Here is a 22341-nt window from a genome sequence, read left to right as displayed (position 1 = left end):
AAAGCAGGGCTGTGATTGCGTGGCGTGGAGCCGCAAACGCAGGACTGGTTTTATCAGCAGACAGGGCGTATATGAAAGCCCCCGTTCCTCGTCCCACGCCGGACTTCGGGACAAAATGGGGCTGTTGACAAAGTGCCTGATCATTTATTACGAGCGGAAAAAAGCAATAAAAAAGACGCCTACCGGCGTCATCCCATACATCTTATCATCCTTTTTAAGTTCAAAGCGGTCGCCGAGAGGAGGCAGTGGTCCTCCGCTGCCTCTAAACCCCGTCGTAAGACGCGTGTTAAGTTATGTCCCCACTTTTGGGCGGCAAACGTGCCCTCGCACCAGATCTGCCGCTTGCGCAGCGCATCCAGATAGTCCGGCTCGTTTTGCCGGGCGAGATGCCGCCGTACTGTGGGACGGAAGTAGGTATCCAGCAGCCTTCGTGCGCCGCGTTTATCATTTTCGCTCAAACATTTCTCCCGGAAAGGACAGCTCCGGCAGTCTCCGCGGTCTGCCCAATACTCCCAGTACACACCGCTGGCGCTGCGGTACAGCCCCTTCACTCGAAGCTCTTTCCCATTGGGGCATTGATAAACATCTTTCTCCGCATCATAAGAAAAGGCATCCCGTTTGAATTCCGCCTTGGTCCTATCAGCAGAAGGCTGCGGCCTGACATAAAAGGAGATTCCCTGCTCCTCCAGCACACGGTGGGCCAGAGGAAAATCGTAAGCGGCGTCCGCTGTGGCCGCCTGAATGGGGAAGACATTTCGATGGATCTGCTCCAGATGGTCCAGGTATGGCACGGAATCATGCACATCGCCCGGTGTCACCGTCACACCCAGGATCACACCGTGGTCCGTGTCCAGGGTTTGATGGCTCAGGTAGTACTGGCCCTCCGGCTTCCCCGGCCGTTTCATATGCCCTGCCTCCGGATCAGTCCGGCTCACACGCTTGTGGCTGCGGCGGCTGTCCCGCTTGATTTGCTTTGTCCGCTTCTTCCGGCGGTGTCCGGTCCGTTTCTCCAGTTTCTGCAGTCCTTCTTCCTCGTAGCCGTCCAGCCGTTCCCAGTATACGCCCGGTTCCTCGGGCATTTCCACCAGATGCTCCGACGCACGGGAGGCATTGGCCTTTACATGGGTAGAGTCGGTAGCTGCCAATTTCCCGCTGACCAGACCTTTTTCAATGCACTGCCGCACCACTTCCTCAAACAGCCGACGGAAAACCTTGCGGAAAGAAGGCTTGCGACGGCGCAGCTGAGAGATGGTGCTGTGGTCCGGTACCCGGTCAAACAGATCCAGGCCCAGATACCACCGCAGGGCCACATCTGTCTGGATACGCTGTTCGATCTGCCGTTCCGATGGGATCCCGTACAGGTATCCTACCAGCAGATATTTTACCAGCACAACAGGGGCAATGGGTGGGCGGCCGTATCTGCGGTTGTACAGATGGGCTGTTTCTTCATGAATGAAGGACAAGTCCAGCGTGGCTTCCAGTTTTCGCAGAAAGTGTCCCTCTGGGACCAAATCTTCTATCGTTACCATGTGCAGCTTCAGTTGCATTCCCATCCCCCTCTCCGCTCTTTTTTTCATTATATCATATTTCCGGCGCTAAGGGGACTTTGTCAACAGCCCCAAAATGTCCCGAACTTGTGGACACACTCACGAAAAAACAGACGGATTTTTCTCTCAAAATTGAAATGGGCGGGAAGCCGTTTTAGGGCTTTCCCGCCTTGATTACCCTTTAGCAAAGCCGGGCGGGACTGTCAACGGCGGCGCATGAAATGCGCCGTTCATCTTGACCGTTGACTGGCTCGACTGGCTTTGCTATTTCCCCGATAAACTTGAAGTTGTACTTATGCACAGGCAATCAAGCATCCCGTTTAATCAAAGCGGCATCGGAGTCCGGGCAATCACAATGACTGCCAAAACAGCGCCCGCAAACGCTGCTGCGCCGATAACTGCCGCCGTTTTTTTGCTGAGGTTCTTCTTTACTGCCTTACAGATTAGCATGGCGCAAACCACGCAAACAGCCGCAACCGCAAGCGCAATAACCAGCGTCTCCCATAACCATGAAAGTTCGTATAATATTCTCATTCGCTCACCATACCTTTCTCTTGCAAACTGGAAGTTACTTTTTCATATACACGCCTTTGCCAAATCCCGATTTATCCCTTTACTTTCTCCCCCGCTGCGGTTTTGGGTTTTTCAGCAAGTCCGACTTCTGCGCAATCCTTTTCAGCCACTTTCTTTCTTCCTCCGACAGCTTCCCATAGTTCAGCTTGAGCCGTTTACAGATAAACGCCATCGCCGCCTGTTCCGGGTCGCTGCCCGGAGTGGACGCTGCTTCTGCGGCTTGCAAAAAATCTTCCAGCGGATTGTCCTCCGGGACGCTGAAAAAATCGTCCTTGTGGGCTTCCCGCAGGTCAAGGGCTATGCCGTTTATGTCCTGCTGTATCACATAGCGGCAAAAGCTGTCATCGTCAATATGGGCGGTGACAAGCTGCCGTAGCTGCGGGTCGGTCAGGCCGGGATTGTGCTGCTTCATAATCGTTGCGCTCATGGTATCCACTATGGCGTTTGCGGCCTGCACCTGCTTCACCGCCACGCCGTTCACATAGATTTCAAGGTCAGCCATCAGCCGGGGGAAATCCGGGTGTACCACCAGTTCACACAAGAGGGAATTATCCACCAGCCCGCTTTTCAACAGTTCAATCATATCATCACTCAAACGCAGGTCTGCAAGATCGGCGTTTGGGTGATTTTTTGTTTTAGAGCGTCCCAGCAGGTAATCAACGGTCACTTCATAAACCTTTGCCAGCTGGATAAGGGCATGGTGGCTGATGTCTTTGAGATTGTCCCCCTCATAACTGCCCAAAGCAGATTTGGAAAGATGAGTTTCCTCCGCAAGCTGTTCCAGCGTCAGCCCTCGTTCCACACGCAGGTCTTTTAAGCGTTCTTGTATGGTTGTGTTCATGCTCCCTCCTTGTCTGCTCAATAAACTGGAAGTTGCTACTTCTTATCCTTCACAAAGAAGGAAATGCCAAGCAACGCAACCATGACAACAACATACGCGGTATAGAATACCCGTTTAACATCTGCTCCTATTCTGATACTGCCAATATAAACAGCCCTTCCCAATCCGGGATTGGACAGAGCGCATAAAACAAAGACTACTGCCACAATCAGCATTACAAGGCTACACAGCCTTAATGCTCGTCTCGTTTTCATATAATCACACTCCTTCATCAAATTCCGATTTGTTGTTCCGTTATTTTTATTATATCACAATTCCGAGAGCGTGGAAATAGGGAGATTTCAGGGCTGATTTCCGACTTTATGGACATACGGCACAGGCAATCAAAAAAGTATACACTTGAGATAGTTCATCGATGAGCTGCACCTTGAAAAATGAATGACCGTCCGAAAAGGAATACCCCGGCAGGGGAAGCACCGCAAGGAGCCAATTTCTGGACACTTTGGGGCTGTTGACAAAGTCCCCTTAGCGCCGGAAATATGATATAATGAAAAAAAGAGCGGAGAGGGGGATGGGAATGCAACTGAAGCTGCACATGGTAACGATAGAAGATTTGGTCCCAGAGGGACACTTTCTGCGAAAACTGGAAGCCACGCTGGACTTGTCCTTCATTCATGAAGAAACAGCCCATCTGTACAACCGCAGATACGGCCGCCCACCCATTGCCCCTGTTGTGCTGGTAAAATATCTGCTGGTAGGATACCTGTACGGGATCCCATCGGAACGGCAGATCGAACAGCGTATCCAGACAGATGTGGCCCTGCGGTGGTATCTGGGCCTGGATCTGTTTGACCGGGTACCGGACCACAGCACCATCTCTCAGCTGCGCCGTCGCAAGCCTTCTTTCCGCAAGGTTTTCCGTCGGCTGTTTGAGGAAGTGGTGCGGCAGTGCATTGAAAAAGGTCTGGTCAGCGGGAAATTGGCAGCTACCGACTCTACCCATGTAAAGGCCAATGCCTCCCGTGCGTCGGAGCATCTGGTGGAAATGCCCGAGGAACCGGGCGTATACTGGGAACGGCTGGACGGCTACGAGGAAGAAGGACTGCAGAAACTGGAGAAACGGACCGGACACCGCCGGAAGAAGCGGACAAAGCAAATCAAGCGGGACAGCCGCCGCAGCCACAAGCGTGTGAGCCGGACTGATCCGGAGGCAGGGCATATGAAACGGCCGGGGAAGCCGGAGGGCCAGTACTACCTGAGCCATCAAACCCTGGACACGGACCACGGTGTGATCCTGGGTGTGACGGTGACACCGGGCGATGTGCATGATTCCGTGCCATACCTGGACCATCTGGAGCAGATCCATCGAAATGTCTTCCCCATTCAGGCGGCCACAGCGGACGCCGCTTACGATTTTCCTCTGGCCCACCGTGTGCTGGAGGAGCAGGGAATCTCCTTTTATGTCAGGCCGCAGCCTTCTGCTGATAGGACCAAGGCGGAATTCAAACGGGATGCCTTTTCTTATGATGCGGAGAAAGATGTTTATCAATGCCCCAATGGGAAAGAGCTTCGAGTGAAGGGGCTGTACCGCAGCGCCAGCGGTGTGTACTGGGAGTATTGGGCAGACCGCGGAGACTGCCGGAGCTGTCCTTTCCGGGAGAAATGTTTGAGCGAAAATGATAAACGCGGCGCACGAAGGCTGCTGGATACCTACTTCCGTCCCACAGTACGGCGGCATCTCGCCCGGCAAAACGAGCCGGACTATCTGGATGCGCTGCGCAAGCGGCAGATCTGGTGCGAGGGCACGTTTGCCGCCCAAAAGTGGGGACATAACTTAACACGCGTCTTACGACGGGGTTTAGAGGCAGCGGAGGACCACTGCCTCCTCTCGGCGACCGCTTTGAACTTAAAAAGGATGATAAGATGTATGGGATGACGCCGGTAGGCGTCTTTTTTATTGCTTTTTTCCGCTCGTAATAAATGATCAGGCACTTTGTCAACAGCCCCAACTTGTCCCGAAGCTGTGGGGAGCGTGCCAACGCCGGAACACGCCGCAGGAATGGGGCAGGAAGCCTTTTCGGAGAGATCGGCTAAGGAAAAATGGAGGGACGCATGAAAGATAATCCATATAAACGCCTACCACCGTTGGAGCGCAAGCCGGACGGTTCCCTTTACCGCATGACACCGGCGCAGAGGAAACAGGCGGCCAGCCTGATACGCCGGGAGTGCTGTTGCTGTGAGGACGGCAACTGCATTGTCCTTGACGATGGGGACACCTGCGCCTGCCCGCAGACGGCTTCTTTCTCGGTCTGCTGTAAGTGGTTCCGCTGGTCGGTCTTGCCGCAATTCGGGACGCTGGAAGCGGAGATTTTCCGGGATAAGGAGCTAAAACGCTGTGCGGTCTGCGGCAGAGTGTTCGTCCCAAAGTCCAACCGAGCGAAATACTGTCCCGGCTGTGCCGCCAGAGTTCACAGGCGGCAGAAAACAGAAAGTGAACGGAAAAGGAGGTCTACTGTGGACAGTTAGGGGCTGAAAAGTCCTTGATTTTCAAGGCTTTGCAAGCACAGAACAGGGGCAGGCAATAGAAACTACCGTCTGCCCCCGGAAACGGGCTTCTAACCGTCCACAAAACACGATATGGCAAACACCATTTATATCCATCAGCCGGAAAAGGCGGTCAGCTTTACCCGGCTTCCCAATTTCCTTTTTGAAGCCCCCACATTCACACCCCTGTCCAACGAAGCAAAGGTTCTGTACGCCTTTATCCTGCGCCGGACAGACCTATCCCGAAAAAACGGCTGGGCAGATGAATACGGGCGGATTTACCTCTACTATCCCATTAACGAGGTAGTGGAGCTGCTCCACTGCGGGCGGCAGAAAGCGGTCAATACCCTGCGGGAGCTACAATATGCCGGACTGGTGGAAATCCAGAAGCAGGGCTGTGGAAAACCCAACCGCATTTATCCAAAATCCTATGAAGCGGTTTCAAACACCGACTTCAAGAAATCCGGTTATGGAACGCCGGAGGACTGAAAACCGCACTCATAGAGTACGATAATCAATCCTCTTGAAGTACGAAAACCGGACGGTATATAGAAATACAGAGATTAAAACGATTTTATTTATATCTATTCCATTCCAATCCTATCAGAGATAGTTTCGGCGGGATTTTCCCTGTGGAAAACCCGCTGGAAAAGAATGGAACGAGGAAAGGAGCAGAATGGCACAACACGCAATCTTGCGGTTTGAGAAACACAAGGGCAACCCGGCAAGGCCGCTGGAAGCCCATCACGAACGGCAAAAGGAACAGTACGCCAGCAATCCCGACATTGACACCAGCCGGAGCAAATACAACTTCCACATTGTTAAGCCGGAGAGCAGGTACTACCACTTTATACAGAACCGTATTGAACAAGCTGGCTGCCGCACCCGTAAGGATAGTACCCGGTTTGTGGATACGCTGATTACCGCCAGCCCGGAGTTTTTCAAGAAGAAGCCCCCAAAGGAGATACAGGAATTTTTCCAGAGGGCGGCTGATTTCTTAATCGGGCGGGTAGGCCGGGAAAATATCGTATCGGCAGTGGTACACATGGACGAGAAAACACCCCACCTGCATTTGGTCTTTGTCCCTCTGACAGAGGACAACCGCCTGTGCGCTAAGGAGATTATCGGCAACAGAGCCAATCTCTCAAAATGGCAGGACGATTTTCACGCCTATATGGTGGAGAAATATCCCGACTTGGAGCGTGGGGAAAGTGCCAGCAAGACAGGCAGGAAGCATATCCCCACCCGTCTGTTCAAGCAGGCGGTCAATCTATCCAAACAGGCAAGAGCCATTGAAGCCACGCTGGACGGCATTAACCCGCTGAATGCCGGAAAGAAAAAAGAGGAAGCCCTCTCCATGCTGAAAAAGTGGTTCCCACAGATGGGGAATTTCTCCGGGCAGTTGAAAAAATACAAGGTCACAATCAATGACCTGTTAGCGGAAAATGAAAAGCTGGAAGCAAGGGCAAAAGCCAGTGAAAAAGGCAAGATGAAAGATGCGATGGAACGGGCAAAGCTGAAAAGCGAACTGGACAATTTACAGCGGCTGGTTGACCGTATCCCGCCGGATATACTGGCGGAACTGAAACGGCAGCAGCGGCAGCATGGAAAGGAAAGGTGATTTTATAAGTACCACTATCAGATACAAAAAGGAAACGGAAGTCGTGACTTTTCAAGGCAGGGAAATCACGCTGGAAAACCTCTCCCCGGTGTTCACGCCGGAGCAGGAAGCGGCAAAACGCCGGGAACTGGAACAGCAACTTTATGAGGTGTTCCGCAAGTATGCCGACAAACGGCAGAGTGAGGAAGCCGGGGCATAAGGTTTTCCAAAGCCATCGTTGATTTGCGGGGCTGCTGGCGGTATAATAAAGCTGTCAGCAGCTCCGTTTCTTTTTTAAGAAAAGGAGCGACAATATGAATAATCGAATAGACGCAATCTATGCAAGACAATCGGTGGACAAAAAGGACAGCATTTCCATTGAAAGCCAGATTGAATTTTGCAAATACGAGTTGAAAGGCGGTAACTGCAAGGAATACACAGACAAGGGGTACAGCGGCAAGAACACAGACCGTCCGAAGTTTCAAGAACTGGTGCGGGACATCAAGCGGGGCTTGATTGCAAAAGTCTTGGTTTACAAGCTCGACCGTATCAGCCGTTCCATTCTGGACTTTGCCAATATGATGGAGCTGTTCCAACAGTACAATGTAGAGTTTGTGTCCTCTACGGAAAAGTTTGATACCTCCACCCCGATGGGGCGGGCGATGTTGAATATCTGTATCGTGTTCGCCCAGCTTGAGAGGGAAACGATACAGAAGCGGGTGACGGACGCTTACTATTCCCGCAGCCAGCGAGGTTTCAAGATGGGTGGGAAAGCCCCTTACGGCTTCCATACAGAGCCGATTAAGATGGACGGTATCAACACAAAGAAGCTGGTGGTAAACCCAGACAAAGCGGCAAATATCCGGCTGATGTTCGAGATGTACGCCCAGCCCACAACCTCCTACGGGGACATTACCCGGTACTTTGCCGAACAGGGAATTTTATTCAACGGCAAGGAACTAATACGCCCCACGCTGGCGCAGATGTTACGCAATCCTGTCTATGTGCAGGCAGACCTTGATGTGTACGAATTTTTCAAAAGTCAAGGGACAGTCATTGTCAATGACGCTGCCGATTTTACGGGGACAAACGGCTGTTATCTGTATCAGGGACGGGATGTGAAGCCCAGCAAGAAAAACGCCTTGAAAGACCAAATGCTGGTGCTGGCTCCCCATGAGGGCATTGTCCCGGCGGATATATGGCTGGCCTGCCGCAAGAAGCTGATGAACAACATGAAAATCCAGTCCGCCCGGAAAGCCACCCATACATGGCTGGCGGGAAAAATCAAATGCGGGAATTGCGGGTATGCTCTTATGAGCATTAACAATCCTGTGGGAAAGCAATATCTCCGCTGCACAAAACGGCTGGACAATAAAAGCTGTGCCGGGTGCGGGAAAATCATCACTTCGGAACTGGAAACGGTTGTTTATCAGCAGATGGTAAAGAAACTGGCAAGCTACAAGACGCTGACAGGCAGAAAGAAAGCGGCAAAGGCAAACCCGAAAATTGCCGCCCTGCAAGTGGAACTTCTCCATGTGGACAGCGAGATTGAAAAGCTGGTGGACAGTCTGACGGGTGCAAACAATGTTCTGCTCTCCTATGTGAATGTGAAGATAGCGGAACTGGACGGGCGCAAACAGGAACTTGTGAAGCAGATAGCCGAGTTGACGGTGGAAGCCATCAGCCCGGAACAGGTCAATCAGATTTCCGGCTACCTCGACACATGGGACAATGTATCCTTTGACGACAAGCGGCGGGTGGTGGATTTGATGATTACCACCGTTGCCGCTACAAGCGACAGCTTGAACATCACATGGAAAATCTGACGGGCGGCACACCTCCCGTCAGACCGTTACCCTGTGTAGTCCCTTGTAAACTGTACTTTGCCATTGACAAAACCTCCAAAGTGGCGTAAAATCGAGTCACGCAAAGAAAAATGACAGGCTGTGAAAGGGAATAGTAAGCAGGGCGCGCGTCACAGAGAGGGGATCAATGGTGGGAGATCTCTACGAAGGCGGAGGCTGAACCGGCCCCGGAGCTTTGTATGATGAATGCAACGTAAATCCGGCGTTAACGGATGAAAAGCGGGTTCCCGGCTGCGGGAGCCAACTTGGGTGGTACCGCCGAGCCATTCGGTCCCATGTGTCGGTTTTCCGGCATGTGGGAACGGATGGCTTTTTTGAGTTACGAACACATTTATTTGAGAAGGAGATTAAAATCATGGCAAACGACAAGAAAATGGTGGAAGCCATCACATCCATGGACGTGGATTTCGCCCAGTGGTATACGGATGTGGTGAAAAAGGCCGAGCTGTGCGACTACGCCAGCGTGAAGGGCTGCATGGTGATCAAACCCGCGGGCTACGCGATCTGGGAGAACATCCAGAATGAGCTGGACCGCCGGTTCAAGGCCACGGGCGTGCAGAACGTGTACATGCCCCTGTTTATCCCGGAGAGCCTGCTGGAGAAGGAGAAGGACCACGTGGAGGGATTCGCCCCCGAGGTGGCCTGGGTGACCCACGGCGGCCTGGAGCCCCTGCAGGAGCGCATGTGCGTGCGCCCCACCTCGGAGACGCTGTTCTGTGATTTCTACGCCAAGGACATCCACTCCTACCGGGATCTGCCCAGGGTTTACAACCAGTGGTGTTCCGTGGTGCGCTGGGAGAAAACCACCCGTCCCTTCCTGCGCTCCAGAGAGTTTTTGTGGCAGGAGGGCCACACCGCCCACGCAACCGCCGAGGAGGCCGAGGAGCGCACCATCCAGATGCTGAACCTGTACGCAGACTTCTGCGAGGAAGTGCTGGCGATCCCGGTTGTGCGGGGCCAGAAGACCGACAAGGAGAAATTCGCGGGCGCGGAGGCCACCTACACCATCGAGTCCCTGATGCACGACGGCAAGGCGCTGCAGTCCGGCACCAGCCACAACTTCGGCGACGGCTTTGCCAAGGCATTTGAGATTCAGTTTACGGACAAGGACAACACCCTGAAATATGTGCATCAGACCTCCTGGGGTATGACCACCCGCATGATCGGCGCCATCATCATGGTACACGGCGACGACAACGGACTGGTGCTGCCGCCCAGAATCGCGCCCATCCAGATTATGGTGGTGCCGGTTCAGCAGCAGAAGCCGGGCGTACTGGACAAGGCGTTCGAGCTGAAGGAGCGTCTGACCAAGGCCGGATTTTCCGTGAAGGTGGACGATTCCGAGAAGAGCCCGGGCTGGAAGTTCGCGGACTGCGAGATGCGCGGAATCCCGCTGCGGGTGGAGATCGGTCCCAAGGATATGGAGAAGAACCAGGCCGTTTTAGTGCGCCGGGACAACCATGAGAAGACCTTCATTTCCCTGGACGAGCTGGAGAGCAGAGCGGGAGAAATGCTGGATACGATCCAGAACGCCATGTACGAGAAGGCGAAGGCCCATCGGGACGCCCACACCTACGAGGCGACCCAGTGGGATGAGTTTGTGGACACAATCAACAACAAGCCGGGCTTTGTGAAAGCCATGTGGTGCGGCTGCCAGGAGTGCGAGGACAAGATCAAGGAGGCCACCGCCGCCACCTCCCGCTGCATGCCCTTTGAGCAGGAGAGCTTATCCGACCACTGTGTCTGCTGCGGCAAGCCGGCGAAAAAGATGGTTTACTGGGGACGTGCGTATTAATGGAGATCAGAGTTCCGGCTCCTGTGGAGCGGATTATCGGACAACTGAATGAACACGGTTACGAGGCGTATATTGTGGGCGGCTGCGTCCGGGACATGCTTTTAAACCGGGAGCCGGGGGACTGGGACATCACCACCAGCGCCCTGCCGGGGCAGGTGAAGGAGCTGTTCCACAGAACCGTGGACACCGGAATCCAGCACGGCACGGTGACGGTGATGGTGGGGAAGGAAGGCTACGAGGTGACCACCTTCCGCGTGGACGGCGAGTACGAGGACGGCCGCCATCCCAAGTCCGTGGCCTTCACGCCCAACCTGACGGAGGACTTAAAACGCCGGGATTTCACCATCAACGCCATGGCTTACAACAAGGCCACCGGGTTTGTGGATGAGTTTGGGGGCGTGGAGGACCTGCGGCGGGGGATCATCCGGTGCGTGGGGGAGCCCATGGACCGGTTCACCGAGGACGCCCTGCGGATTCTGCGGGCCATCCGGTTTTCAGCCCAGCTGGGGTTTGAGATCGAGGAGCGGACCCTGGAAGCCATCCGGGTCATCGCGCCCAATCTGGCTAAGGTGAGCAAGGAACGGGTGCAGGTGGAGCTGACCAAGCTGCTGTGCAGCGCCCACCCGGAGCGGATCGCCCTGGTGTATGAGACGGGGATCAGCCGGTATGTGTCGGGGACGTTTCATGAGATTTATGGGGAAGGCATGCCGGGGACGGCAAATGCGCCGGAGGATTACAGCGGCGTCCGCACGGAGGAAAACTCCCCGGCAGCTTCCGGCGGCCTCTCTGTCCCATCCCCAATCCCTGCGATTCCCGTGTCCATCTCCCCGCAAAAGCACCTGCGCTGGGCTGCCTTCCTTCGAAACGCCACGCCCGACCAGGCGTTTACCGTGCTAAAGGACCTGAAACTGGACAACGACACCATTTCCCGGGTAAAAACCCTGGTGGACCTGCTGGGCCAGCCCCTGATGCCGGAGAAACCGGCCCTCCGCCGAGTGATGAGCCGGATTGAACCGGCCCTCTACGACGACCTGCTGGACTTAAAAGAAGCCCTTCTGCCCTTCGGCGTCCCGGAGACGGGGGACGATCTGCGCCGGGCGCGGGCCCTCAGCGGGGAGATCCGCCGGGACGGCGACTGCCTGGATTTAAAGTCCCTGGCGGTGAAGGGCCGGGACGTGATGGACGCGGGCGTGAAGCCCGGCAAGGCCGTGGGGGAGACGCTGGCGGCTCTTCTGGAGCTGGTGCTGGAGGATCCGTCCCGGAATACCCGCGATTATCTGTTGCAACATCTGAAATAATCATTTATAATAACTGTTGGGGTTCGAGTATTCGAATAAAAGGCGCTCCGGCGCATATCAAAAAACGGCAGGGACGGATTGTCCCCGCGAAGATCAAAAGGAGGACAAATCAATGAACGTAATCAGTACAGAAAAGGCACCTGGTGCAATCGGACCGTATTCCCAGGGATTTGAGGTAAACGGTTTTGTATTTACTTCCGGCCAGATTCCGGTCGATCCGGCAAACGGCGAGGTTCCGGAGGGAATCGCTGCTCAGGCTGAGCAGAGCTGCAAGAACGTAGGCGCGATCCTGGAGGCTGTGGGCAGCTGCTACGACAAGGTGTTCAAGACCACCTGCTTCCTGGCTGACATGGGCGATTTCGCCGCATTCAACGAGGTTTACGCAAAGTACTTCACTTCCAAGCCCGCCAGAAGCTGCGTAGCTGTGAAGACTCTGCCGAAGGGCGTTCTGTGTGAGATCGAGGCCATCGCTGTAAAGTAATTCCAGCATAGCCGGAAACCATACGTGGAACAATGAATACAGATAGAGGCCGCGCCTTCTTACAGTCATGCGTAAGGGCCGCGGCCTTTTCTGAGTGGATGCAATGGGCCGCTGGCGATTGTTTGAATGCAGTGGGCCGCTTGGCGAAGCTTGCGGGCAGTTGACCCGGCGAACGGAGGAAGGGAGTCTGCGGAGGATGAAATTTCTGAAATGGCTGCGAAAACCCATGAAATGGGCCATATATCTTGCGGTGGCGGGCTGCTGCCTGGTGGTGGGAATTAATCTCTACATGCAGGGGACGGTCAAAAAACGGATCGTGACCCCGGAGCAGGCGGCGGAGCTGGACAAGGTGGACTGTATACTGGTGCTGGGCTGCGGCGTGCGGGACGACGGTAGTCCCTCCGGTATGCTGAACGATCGGCTTTTGCAGGGCATCGCCCTGTACAATGCCGGGGTGTCGGACCGGCTGCTCATGAGCGGGGACCACGGGAGGGTGGATTACGACGAGGTGAATCTGATGAAACAGTTCGCCATCGACCACGGCGTGCCCTCCGAGGATATTTTTATGGACCACGCGGGATTTTCCACCTATGAGAGCATGTACCGGGCCAGGGACATTTTCCAGGCGGAGCGCATCGTGGTGGTCACCCAGGAGTACCACATGTACCGGGCGCTCTACAACGCCGGGCAGATGGGCATGGACGCCTACGGCGTGGCCTCCGATCCCAGAAAATACGGCGGCCAGAAGATCCGGGACGCCCGGGAAATGCTGGCCCGGACCAAGGATTTCCTCTACGCCATCGCAAAGCCCAAGCCCACCTACCTGGGCGAGGCGATTCCGGTCAGCGGAAACGGGGACGCCACCAATGATAAAAATTGACGGAAAAAGGCTGCGGCTTCACTAAAATAGGAAGCAGCAGCCGTTTTTTGATGGCGCGTTTTGCGGCTCCGCCGGATCAGAGCTTTTCGAAATAGCTCGCATCCTTCCCGCACACCGGGCAGATGAAATCCGGGGGCAGGGTGTCGGACTCTAAAATATAGCCGCAGACCTTGCAGCGGTAGCCCACCACCGTGCCCGCGTCCTTCTGGTAGGAGGGGGCGTTCGGAGGTGTGGCGCCGTTTTTCTTGTGATGGTAGTTGGAGTAGGTAAGAGCCGGAGCGTTCATATCCAGGGCCTCCGCCTCTATCACCTCGCCTACCACGATTACGTGGGTTCCCACGTCCAGGGTGGAGACTACGCGGCAGGCAAAGCGGGCGCAGACGCCGTCCGTAGGATAGGGGTTGTTCAGGCCGTCCCGTCCCTGGGGGATGCCGTCGAACTTGTTGGCGTCGCGGCTGCTCTGGAAACCGAACCGCTTGATCTGGTCCATGGTCACGTCGTCGGATAAGACCACGGCGGAAAAGGTGCCGGAAATCTCGATGAGCTTCAAGGTCTCATTGTTTTTGTTCAGAGCGATGGACAGGCGGGCCGGCTCGGCGGTGACCTGGGTCAGCGTGTTGATGACGCAGCCTGCGTTTTTGCCGTCCGCGCTGGTGGATACGATATAAACTCCGTAGCTCAGCTTAAAAAATGCTTTTGGATCCATAGTATAACTCCCTTCTGTGTGTTTGAGTGAATGCATTGACATTGAGTTGATTCGTCCGCTATGTTATATTATGTACTATAATAGCAGTATAGCATACAGAAAAAAATAAATCAATAATAATTACTATTATTATACAAGAGAGAATCAAAGCAAATGAGGGGATACGATGGGGAATGATACGCAGAAAACAAGGGTGCCGGAAATCTGCCTGATCGCGCCCTCCCAGTCCCTGGCGGACCTGACCCGCCGGGTGGCCGCGGACCGGGGCCTTGAGGTGGGGATTTATGTGGCGGTGCTGGACGATGGGATCAAGCTGGCGGAGGAGCTGATGAGCCGGGGGGCCAGGATTTTCGTCAGCCGTAAGGGAACGGCGGAGGTGCTGGCCAGAAACCATTTTACGGTGGCCAAGATCAGCACCACGCTGAACGATTACCTGCGCCATCTGGATTTGTTAAAGGGGTACCAGGGCAAGACGGTGATCGTGGAGTATGTGAGCTTTATCAATGAGCTGAAGCAACTTTGCCGCTATCTGGGCGTTGAGAACACCATGATTCTGGGGTACCAGAACGCCACGGAGTACGAACAGTGCGTGAAAATGGCCCTGGACAGCCACGCCACCTGCTTTATGGGCGGCGGCGCGTCCCTGCCCAACGAGGCCAAACGGCAGGGCATCCCCTACACGGTGGTGGAAAATACCTACGAGTCGGTGAGCATCGCCCTGGACGCGGCCCTGCAGCTGTTGAACGTACAGAAGCAGGAGCGGGAAAAGCGCAAGGAATACGAGATTCAGCTGCAAAAGCACCAGATGCTGATGAACTACACCCGGGACGCCATCATCAACGTGGACGCCCGCGGTATGGTCTCCATCATGAACATGGAGGCCCGCCGGATGTTTCATCTGACCCGCAGCGCCGTGGGGCGGGATATCCGCCGGCTGCTGCCGGAGCTGGAGTTCGACGAGCTGCGGCGGAACCCGGAGCAGGTGGTGGGGCAGATTATCAGGATTCAGGGGCAGCTGCTCTCCGTCAACAAGATTCCCATTGTGATGGGCGGACAGTTTGAGGGCGCGATCTATTTTTTCCAGAGCGTCCACGACATCCAGAAGAGCGAGCAGAGAATCCGCCTCCAGCTGCACCAGAAGGGGCTGGTGGCAAAATACCACTTTGAGGACATTCTGGGGACCAGCGCCAGCTTAGAGCGGGTGAAGCTCATCGCCCGCAGCTACGCCCAGGCGGATTCCTCCATCCTGCTCACCGGGGAGACGGGGACCGGGAAGGAGCTGTTTGCCCAGAGCATCCACAACAGCAGCCCCCGCCGCAACGGTCCCTTTGTGGCCATCAACTGCGCGGCCCTGCCCAAGGACCTGCTGAGCAGCCAGCTGTTCGGCTATGAGGAGGGCAGCTTTACCGGGGCAGCCAAGGGCGGGAAACCGGGTATCTTCGAGCTGGCCCACGGGGGAACGATCTTTTTGGACGAGATCGGGGAGATCCCGGAGGAGACGCAGATTCAGCTTTTGCGGGTCCTGCAGGAGAAGGAGGTGCGCCGCCTCAGCAGCGACAAGGTGATCCCCATCGACGTCCGGGTGATCTGCGCCACCAACCGGAATCTGGCCCTGGAGGTGAAGGAGCGCCGGTTCCGCATGGACCTGTTTTTCAGGATCAACGTGCTCAAGCTGGAGATTCCGCCGCTGAGGGCGCGCAAGGAGGATATCCCGCTGCTGGCGGACCATTTTCTGGAGGAATACTGCGGTGAGGACCGGCTGGACGAGGTGCTCGCCCGGATGGAGGAGCTGTATCCCAGGATGACGGAATACTCCTGGCCCGGAAATATACGGGAATTGCAGGCGGTGACGGAGCGCATCGCCATTCTCCTTGACCAGGGCTTTCCCATGGAGATCGACGCCCACATGATGATGGAGGAGTTCGGCCTGGAGGAAGGAGGGACCAGGGAAATGGACCCGGAGCGGAAAATAAACCCTGGACCGGACGAGAACCCCAGGCATGAAGAGGGGCCGTCCGCCCGCGCCATTCCGGCCTGCCGCAGGGAGGATATTATCTGCGCGCTGAAGCGCAATCACTACCACAAGCAGAAGGCCGCCGAATCCCTGGGGATTTCCAGAAGCACGCTGTGGCGGCTGATTCGGAAATATGAAATTGAATGATGTTTCAAAATGTTTCAAAACGTTTCTCTAAAATGTCTCTGCGACGTGGCCTGGAGAAACGTTTTTTTGATATGATCCGGGCTGCTGGATAAAACGCCGGGATTTCAGAGGGAAATGCGGATTGGCATGAATCTTGCTATTTATGAGTATTGAAATTAATAAAAAACAGGAGGTAAGGGTATGAATTATGCTGCATTGTCACTGGTGTTTTTGATCGGGGCCATACTGATCGGATTTTTCCGAAAGATCAACATGGGGTTCGTGGCCTTCGGTCTGTCACTGGTCCTGGCTCAGATTGCGGGGGTCAAGTCGGGAACGGTGATCACGGGATTTCCCACTAAGCTGTTTGTAACGCTGCTGGGAGTCATGTTCCTGTTCAGCATCGCACAGCAGAACCGGACGCTGGAGCTGCTGGCGCGCAAGATCGTGAACATGGCGGGGAACCGGACGAATCTGATCCCCATTATCGTGTATATTTTCTCCACGATACTGGCGGGCGTGGGACCGGGCACGGTACCAGTTATGAGCCTGATGGCGGTATTTACCTGCTCGCTGGCGGCTGAGATGAAAACCTCGCCGGTGCTGCTGTCCGCCACATCCGTTCTGGGAGCCGCCGCGGGGGGCCTGACGCCCATCGCGCCCACGGGAATCCTGGGACTGTCCCTGGCCGAGGAACAGGGGATCACCGGAATCGAGTTCCCTTACGCGGCCAACATGGTCATGGCCATGACCGTCTATTTTATCGTGATCTACATTGTGCTGAAGGGCTACCGCCTGAAATCCGCCGTCGATCTGTCTGTCAAGGAAAAAATTTCCTTTAACACCCAGCAGAAGATCACCCTGGTGGGTATCGCGGTGCTGGTGGTAACGGTTATCTTCATGGGATTTGACGTAGGTCTGATGTCCTACACCATCGCCTTCGTGCTGCTGCTGTTCCGCGTTGCGGACGAGAAGAAGTCCGTGGCTTCCATTCCCTGGGGCACCCTGTTGATGATCAGCGGTATCAACATGCTGATGGCCCTGGTGATCCAGCTGGGCGGAATCGACCTGCTGGCCAGCGGTCTGGCCAAACTGATGAGCCCGGTTACGGCTCCCGGCGTCATGGGACTCACCGCGGGTATCATGAGCTGGTTCAGCTCCACTTCCGGTGTGGTTATGCCCACGCTGATTCCCACGGTCACCGATGTGGCGGCCCAGGTGGGCGGCGGCGTCTCGACCCTTGCGCTGCTCTCCGCCATCACCAACACGGCCAGCGCGGCCGGAATGAGCCCCATCTCCACCGGCGGCTCTATGGGTCTTGCGGCCTACACCCAGATTGCCAATCCCACCGAGGAGGAGCGCTCCAAGCTGTTCATCCAGCTGTTCGCGGTGTCCATCGGCGGCGTGATCGTGATCGCGCTCTTTGGCATGACCGGGGTATACGGATTGTTTATGTAATATAAGGAGACGAGACAGGTATGGGATATACAATTTCTGAAAAAATTATGGCCCGGGCCTCGGGAAATGAACACGTCCACGCGGATGACATCCTGTGGGTAGACATTGACCGGGCGATGATGGACGACGTCCTGGGGCCGCGTCTGGAGATCGACGACCGCCTTCGGGAAATGGGGGTGGACGTGTGGGACCCGGACAAGGTGGTAATCATTTCCGACCACTACACGCCGCCCGCCAACCTGCATCAGGCCAACATCGTGAAGTTCACCAGGGAGTGGGCCAAAGAGCACGGGATCAGCCGCTACTATGAGTTCGCAGGGCCCTGCCATCAGGTGATGGTGGAACACGGCCACGTGCTCCCGGGCAGCGTGGTGGTGGGGACGGATTCCCACACCTGCACCTACGGGGCTCTGGCGGCATTTGCCACCGGCGTGGGTTCCACGGAGATGGCGGGGGTGCTGGCCACGGGGCAGACCTGGATGAAGGTGCCCCAGACCATCCGGGTGACCTGGAACGGGGAACTGCCGGAGCGGGTGATGGCCAAGGACGTTTCCTTAAAGACCATCGGCGCGGTGGGGCATTCCGGGGCCACCTACAAGACGCTGGAGTACGCCGGGGATACCATCCAGGGGATGATGATGGACGAGCGCCTCTGTCTGACCAATATGGCGGTGGAGGCCGGGGCCAAGGCGGGGATCGTGGGGTACGACGACGTGACCGCGGAGTATCTGGCCCGTTTCGGGGTCAGCGAGCGGTACGACCACCTGAATTCCGACCCGGACGCCGTGTTCTGCGCGGAGTATGCCTTTAAGGCCGGGGAGCTGGCGCCCCAGGTGGCTTGCCCCCACGAGGTGGACCACGTGTACGAAGCCGCAGAGCAGAGCGGGGTACAGATTCATCAGGCATATATCGGCTCCTGCACAGGCGGCCGCTATCACGACCTGAAAATGGCGGCGGAGCTTCTGCGGGGCCGGAAAATCGCCCCGGGCCTTCGGCTTTTGGTGTCGCCCGCCTCCCGGGAAATCTACAATCAGTGCCTGCGGGAGGGCATTCTGGAGGTTCTGGCCGAGGCCGGGGCTACGGTGCTGGCTTCCAGTTGCGGCGCCTGCCTGGGGATTCACTCCGGCACCCTGGCTGACGGCGAGGTGTGCATTTCCACCACCAACCGGAACTTCATCGGCCGGATGGGGAGCAAGACCAGCAGCGTCTATCTGGCTTCGCCGGTCACGGTGGCCGCCTCGGCGCTGACGGGCCATATCACGGACCCCAGGGAAATTTGAGGAGGGCGTTATGATAAAAGGAAAAGTTTGGAAATATAAGGACAACATCAACACGGACATCATCGCGCCGCCCGCCTCCCTGGAGCTCAGTACGGAGGAGGCCGCCCGATATACCATGGCGCCGGTGGACCCGGACTTCGCTTCCGGGTTTAAGCCCGGGGACATTTTCGTGGCGGAGCACAACCTGGGTTCCGGCTCCAGCCGGGAGAACGCGCCGCTTATGCTGCGGCAGCTGGGAGTGCGTACCATCGTGGCCATGGATTACGCCCGGATTTTTTTCCGCAACTGCATCAACGTAGGGATTCTGACCATCGAGTGCCCGGAGACAGACAAGATTTCCAAGGACGACGTGCTGGAGATCGATTATCTGGGCGGAATGATTTACAACCGGACCACGGGGGAGGAATACCGGTGTAACAGGATACCCGAGCATGTGATGGGGATTATCCGCTGCGGGGGATTGATTGAATATTTAAAACAGGAAAAGCTTCCTGGGAGAAGATGAGATAGACAGGGGACTGCTGAGATCGCTCGGCAGTCCCCTGTTGTCGTTCAGAAGGTTGAAATGCGCCAAAAATTACTGCGGAATCACCAAAGTCTGCCCAACATCGATCAGATTGGGGTCGACGATGTGGTTGGCCCGCACCAGGGCCTGGACCGTGGTGCCGAAGCGCAGGGCGATGCCGGATAAGGTGTCGCCACGAACCACCTGATAAACCAGCACGCTGCTGCTGTCCGGGAGGCGCAGTACCTGGCCGGGGTAGATCAGGTTAGGATCGGCGATCCCGTTTAAGCTCACCAGCTCCTGTACTGTGGTGCCGAAACGCCGGGCGATGGCCCAGAGGGTGTCGCCGGGGCGTACGGTGTACGTGGCCTGCATTTCTCCGCGCCCGGGAATCGTCAGCACCTGGCCGGGGTAGATCAGATTGGGATCGGGGATATCATTGGCCTGCACAAGGGCCTCTACGGTGGTGCCGAAGCGCCTTGCGATGGCCCAGAGGGTGTCGCCCGGCCGCACGGTGTAGGTGGCGGAGTCGTCCGGCGAGCCGGAGTCGTTTCCGCCGCTTATCAGCATGGTGTCCTTGAAATAATCCAGGTCCACCTGGCCGGATATGCCGGGTACATTTCCCGCGTCCGAATACTGGAAGCCGTCCCAGGTGGCCCAGTAGCCCGTGTTGCTGGGAACGGCCGGGCCGTATTCCGCCACCCACAGCGGGTAGGAGGCGAAGGAGGAATCCCAGACGTTGGCGGTGTTGTTGGTATCGCTGTACAGGGAGGGGGTGTAGCCAAGGCAGTCGTTTAAGGTCTCCATAAAGGCGGCGCCGATTGCGTTGATCTCCTCCACGTCCAGCCCCGGAAAGCTCTCGAAGTCCATGGCCGGGTAGAGGTCCACGGTTTTGTCGCGGATCAGGGAACAGAAGAAACGGGCCTGTTCCTTGGCCTCCTCCTCGTTCTGGGCGGTGACATAGTGGTAATAGCCGATTTTCAGGCCCGCGGCCAGGGCGCCCTGATAGTGGGACTCAAAATATGCGTCCACATAGTCCGAGCCCTCGCCCGCACGGATGTAGACGGCGTCAATCCCGGACTGCCGCACGGCCTCAAAGTCGATGTCGCCCTGCCATTCGCTCACGTCGATCCCGTGGTAGACACGGCTGGCGGCAAAGGAGGTCAGGGACGGCGGTGCGAGAGCCAGGAGCAGAGCCAGGGAAAAGCAGGCTAAGCTGCGAAATTGTCTCATAAATATTCAAATCCTTTCTTACAACAGATGATTTTATGCCTATAACAGGCAGTTGTGCGGTATGACAGGAGAAAAATTCAGGCGGCGGGAAAACAGACGGAAAAAATAGGGTCAGAGAGGCGTATGAGCCTCATTTTTACCGGTTTTTCCGCCATTCGAACTAATATATATTATGAGACGGGCCGGGGATTGGTTCGGACCTTGTTCATCTGAGGGTGTTTTCAGGCGTTTTGGAAAATCATTTTAAAATACAATAAATTTGTCTGATCTTGTCCGACGCGTCCGCTCATTTCAGGATAGTATGAAATCAAGAACACGAAAAGCGAGGGAATGCGATGCCAATCCATGTAAAAAATGAGATCGGAACACTAAAACGGGTGATGCTCCACCGTCCGGGGCAGGAGCTGGAGCACCTGGTCCCCGGGGAGCTGGAACGGCTTTTGTTTGACGATATCCCCTATCTGAGGGCCGCCAGGCAGGAGCACGACGTATTCGCCGGGATACTGCGGGAGCAGGGGGTGGAGGTGGTTTATCTGGAGGACCTGATGGCCGGAACGTTAAAGGGCAGGCCCCAGCTTCGGGAGCGCTTCATCCGCCAGTTTATCGAGGAGGGCGGGAATATCGCCCAGAAGTTCAAGGACCAGCTGTTCCGGCTGCTGGACGGAATTGAGGACGAGCGGGAGCTGGTTCAAAAGACCATGGCCGGGGTGAGGATGAACGAGCTGAAGGCGGGGGGACACAGTCCTCTGGCGGACCGGGTGAGGCCGGACAGCCGGTTCATACTGGACCCCATCCCTAACCTGTACTTTACCCGGGACCCCTTTGCCTCCATCGGCTGCGGGGTGGGCCTCAACTACATGTATTCCAGAACCAGAAGGCGGGAGACCATCTACGGGTCCTACATTCTGGAGGAACACCCGGACTTTGCGGGGAGCACGCCTTTTTATTACCGGCGGGACTATCCGTTTTCCATCGAGGGCGGCGATATCCTGAATTTGAGCCGCCGTGTGCTGGCCGTGGGCATTTCCCAGCGGACCACGCCGGAGGCCATCGAGCTGCTGGCCCAGAACATTTTCGGGGACGACACGGCGGAGATCGAGACGATCCTGGCCTTCGATATCCCCAGCATCCGGGCCTACATGCACCTGGACACGGTAATGACCCAGATCGATTACGACAAATTTACGGTGCATCCCGGGATTCTTGGGAGCCTCAGGGTGTATGAGATCTGCCGGGGCGACCACCGGGATACGTTAAATGTCACGGAGCTGGACAGCTCCCTGCCGGTGATCCTGGGCACCCACCTGGGGCTGGATCAGGTCACCATGATCCGCTGCGGCGGAAAGGACCGGGTGGCGTCGGAGCGGGAGCAGTGGAACGACGGCTCCAATACGCTGTGCATCGCGCCGGGCAAGGTGGTGGTCTACGACCGGAACTACATTACCAACGGGATTCTCAGGGAGAACGGCGTGGAGGTGCTGGAGATGCCAAGCTCGGAGCTGTCCCGGGGCAGAGGGGGTCCGCGCTGTATGAGTATGCCGCTGTGGCGGGAAGAAGTGTAGCGCTATATAATGGATTGATTGAAGAGGAGGATA

At 56.2% G+C, this 22341-nt stretch carries 21 protein-coding genes and 1 other annotated feature; of the genes, 15 read left to right on the top strand and 6 right to left on the bottom strand.

All coding sequences use genetic code 11. From position 1 onward, the window contains the following. Nucleotides 1-188: 188 nt before the first annotated feature. The 4 genes from ACK2JC_RS10605 to ACK2JC_RS10590 all read right to left on the bottom strand — a co-directional run bounded on the left by ACK2JC_RS10605 (nt 189) and on the right by ACK2JC_RS10590 (nt 3215). Nucleotides 189-1553 carry an IS1182 family transposase gene (locus ACK2JC_RS10605; RefSeq protein ID WP_411337769.1) on the bottom strand — a complete coding sequence of 455 codons (1365 nt, stop codon included), beginning with the start codon at nt 1551-1553 and terminating at the stop codon, nt 189-191. Nucleotides 1554-1871: 318 nt separating this feature from the next. Continuing rightward, entirely contained in the window at nt 1872-2081 is a 210-nt protein-coding gene (locus ACK2JC_RS10600; RefSeq protein ID WP_003503778.1) for a hypothetical protein, read from the bottom strand. A gap of 79 nt (nt 2082-2160) precedes the next feature. Beyond that, the gene (locus tag ACK2JC_RS10595) at nt 2161-2961 is read right to left on the bottom strand and encodes a helix-turn-helix domain-containing protein (RefSeq protein WP_368272748.1); all 801 of its coding nucleotides are present in this window, start codon (nt 2959-2961) and stop codon (nt 2161-2163) included. Nucleotides 2962-2996: 35 nt separating this feature from the next. Then, a complete protein-coding gene (locus ACK2JC_RS10590; RefSeq protein ID WP_368272749.1) occupies nt 2997-3215 on the bottom strand; it encodes a hypothetical protein in 219 nt (72 codons plus the stop codon). A gap of 317 nt (nt 3216-3532) precedes the next feature. Here ACK2JC_RS10590 and ACK2JC_RS10585 point away from each other — a divergent pair, with 317 nt between their 5' ends. From ACK2JC_RS10585 to ACK2JC_RS10540, 10 genes are all read left to right on the top strand, one after another. Then, on the top strand, nt 3533-4897 hold the full coding sequence (locus tag ACK2JC_RS10585) for an IS1182 family transposase (protein ID WP_411337769.1): 1365 nt from the start codon (nt 3533-3535) through the stop codon (nt 4895-4897). Between the two features lie 176 nt (nt 4898-5073). Beyond that, the gene (locus ACK2JC_RS10580; RefSeq protein WP_368282751.1) at nt 5074-5487 is read left to right on the top strand and encodes a cysteine-rich VLP domain-containing protein; all 414 of its coding nucleotides are present in this window, start codon (nt 5074-5076) and stop codon (nt 5485-5487) included. A 111-nt stretch (nt 5488-5598) separates the two neighbouring features. Continuing rightward, a complete protein-coding gene (locus ACK2JC_RS10575; protein ID WP_006772917.1) occupies nt 5599-5994 on the top strand; it encodes a replication initiator protein A in 396 nt (131 codons plus the stop codon). 187 nt (nt 5995-6181) lie between these two features. After that, nucleotides 6182-7126 carry a MobV family relaxase gene (gene mobV / locus ACK2JC_RS10570; protein ID WP_368272202.1) on the top strand — a complete coding sequence of 315 codons (945 nt, stop codon included), beginning with the start codon at nt 6182-6184 and terminating at the stop codon, nt 7124-7126. Next, nucleotides 7110-7325, top strand: a complete 216-nt coding sequence (locus tag ACK2JC_RS10565; RefSeq protein ID WP_006772915.1) for a hypothetical protein — start codon at nt 7110-7112, stop codon at nt 7323-7325. The genes mobV and ACK2JC_RS10565 overlap by 17 nt, the downstream gene beginning before the upstream one ends. Nucleotides 7326-7419: 94 nt before the next feature. After that, nucleotides 7420-8931 (top strand): recombinase family protein, encoded by a 1512-nt coding sequence (locus ACK2JC_RS10560; protein WP_368272203.1) that lies wholly within the window; start codon nt 7420-7422, stop codon nt 8929-8931. A gap of 111 nt (nt 8932-9042) precedes the next feature. Continuing rightward, nucleotides 9043-9249 (top strand) — a binding site (T-box leader). A gap of 76 nt (nt 9250-9325) precedes the next feature. Next, a complete protein-coding gene (gene proS, locus ACK2JC_RS10555) occupies nt 9326-10765 on the top strand; it encodes a proline--tRNA ligase (protein WP_107435842.1) in 1440 nt (479 codons plus the stop codon). Continuing rightward, nucleotides 10765-12063 carry a CCA tRNA nucleotidyltransferase gene (locus ACK2JC_RS10550; protein ID WP_320936088.1) on the top strand — a complete coding sequence of 433 codons (1299 nt, stop codon included), beginning with the start codon at nt 10765-10767 and terminating at the stop codon, nt 12061-12063. The genes proS and ACK2JC_RS10550 overlap by 1 nt, the downstream gene beginning before the upstream one ends. A gap of 112 nt (nt 12064-12175) precedes the next feature. Continuing rightward, nucleotides 12176-12544: a RidA family protein gene (locus ACK2JC_RS10545; RefSeq protein ID WP_092371253.1), complete on the top strand. Its 369-nt coding sequence runs from the start codon at nt 12176-12178 to the stop codon at nt 12542-12544. A gap of 196 nt (nt 12545-12740) precedes the next feature. After that, nucleotides 12741-13424 (top strand): vancomycin high temperature exclusion protein, encoded by a 684-nt coding sequence (locus tag ACK2JC_RS10540; RefSeq protein WP_092371255.1) that lies wholly within the window; start codon nt 12741-12743, stop codon nt 13422-13424. 76 nt (nt 13425-13500) lie between these two features. On the opposite strand, the gene ACK2JC_RS10535 is transcribed toward ACK2JC_RS10540, so the two are convergent. Next, on the bottom strand, nt 13501-14130 hold the full coding sequence (locus tag ACK2JC_RS10535) for a flavin reductase (RefSeq protein WP_107435838.1): 630 nt from the start codon (nt 14128-14130) through the stop codon (nt 13501-13503). 166 nt (nt 14131-14296) lie between these two features. On the opposite strand from ACK2JC_RS10535, the gene ACK2JC_RS10530 reads away from it, so the two are divergent. The 4 genes from ACK2JC_RS10530 to ACK2JC_RS10515 all read left to right on the top strand — a co-directional run bounded on the left by ACK2JC_RS10530 (nt 14297) and on the right by ACK2JC_RS10515 (nt 19513). Continuing rightward, nucleotides 14297-16291, top strand: coding sequence for a sigma 54-interacting transcriptional regulator (locus ACK2JC_RS10530; RefSeq protein WP_320936089.1), 1995 nt, complete (start codon nt 14297-14299; stop codon nt 16289-16291). Nucleotides 16292-16471: 180 nt separating this feature from the next. Then, nucleotides 16472-17728 (top strand): SLC13 family permease, encoded by a 1257-nt coding sequence (locus ACK2JC_RS10525; RefSeq protein ID WP_092372039.1) that lies wholly within the window; start codon nt 16472-16474, stop codon nt 17726-17728. Nucleotides 17729-17748: 20 nt separating this feature from the next. Beyond that, on the top strand, nt 17749-19008 hold the full coding sequence (locus ACK2JC_RS10520) for a 3-isopropylmalate dehydratase large subunit (protein WP_368272188.1): 1260 nt from the start codon (nt 17749-17751) through the stop codon (nt 19006-19008). Between the two features lie 10 nt (nt 19009-19018). After that, on the top strand, nt 19019-19513 hold the full coding sequence (locus ACK2JC_RS10515) for a 3-isopropylmalate dehydratase (RefSeq protein WP_092372043.1): 495 nt from the start codon (nt 19019-19021) through the stop codon (nt 19511-19513). Nucleotides 19514-19585: 72 nt separating this feature from the next. On the opposite strand, the gene ACK2JC_RS10510 is transcribed toward ACK2JC_RS10515, so the two are convergent. Further along, nucleotides 19586-20746 carry a LysM peptidoglycan-binding domain-containing protein gene (locus tag ACK2JC_RS10510; RefSeq protein WP_320936091.1) on the bottom strand — a complete coding sequence of 387 codons (1161 nt, stop codon included), beginning with the start codon at nt 20744-20746 and terminating at the stop codon, nt 19586-19588. 335 nt (nt 20747-21081) lie between these two features. On the opposite strand from ACK2JC_RS10510, the gene ACK2JC_RS10505 reads away from it, so the two are divergent. Beyond that, nucleotides 21082-22308, top strand: a complete 1227-nt coding sequence (locus ACK2JC_RS10505; RefSeq protein ID WP_320936092.1) for an arginine deiminase — start codon at nt 21082-21084, stop codon at nt 22306-22308. Nucleotides 22309-22341: the final 33 nt, after the last annotated feature.

The sequence above is a fragment of the Enterocloster lavalensis genome (genome assembly GCF_046603895.1).
In the GTDB taxonomy this organism is placed as follows: domain Bacteria; phylum Bacillota; class Clostridia; order Lachnospirales; family Lachnospiraceae; genus Enterocloster; species Enterocloster lavalensis.
This window is presented reverse-complemented; position numbering and strand designations above follow the sequence as displayed.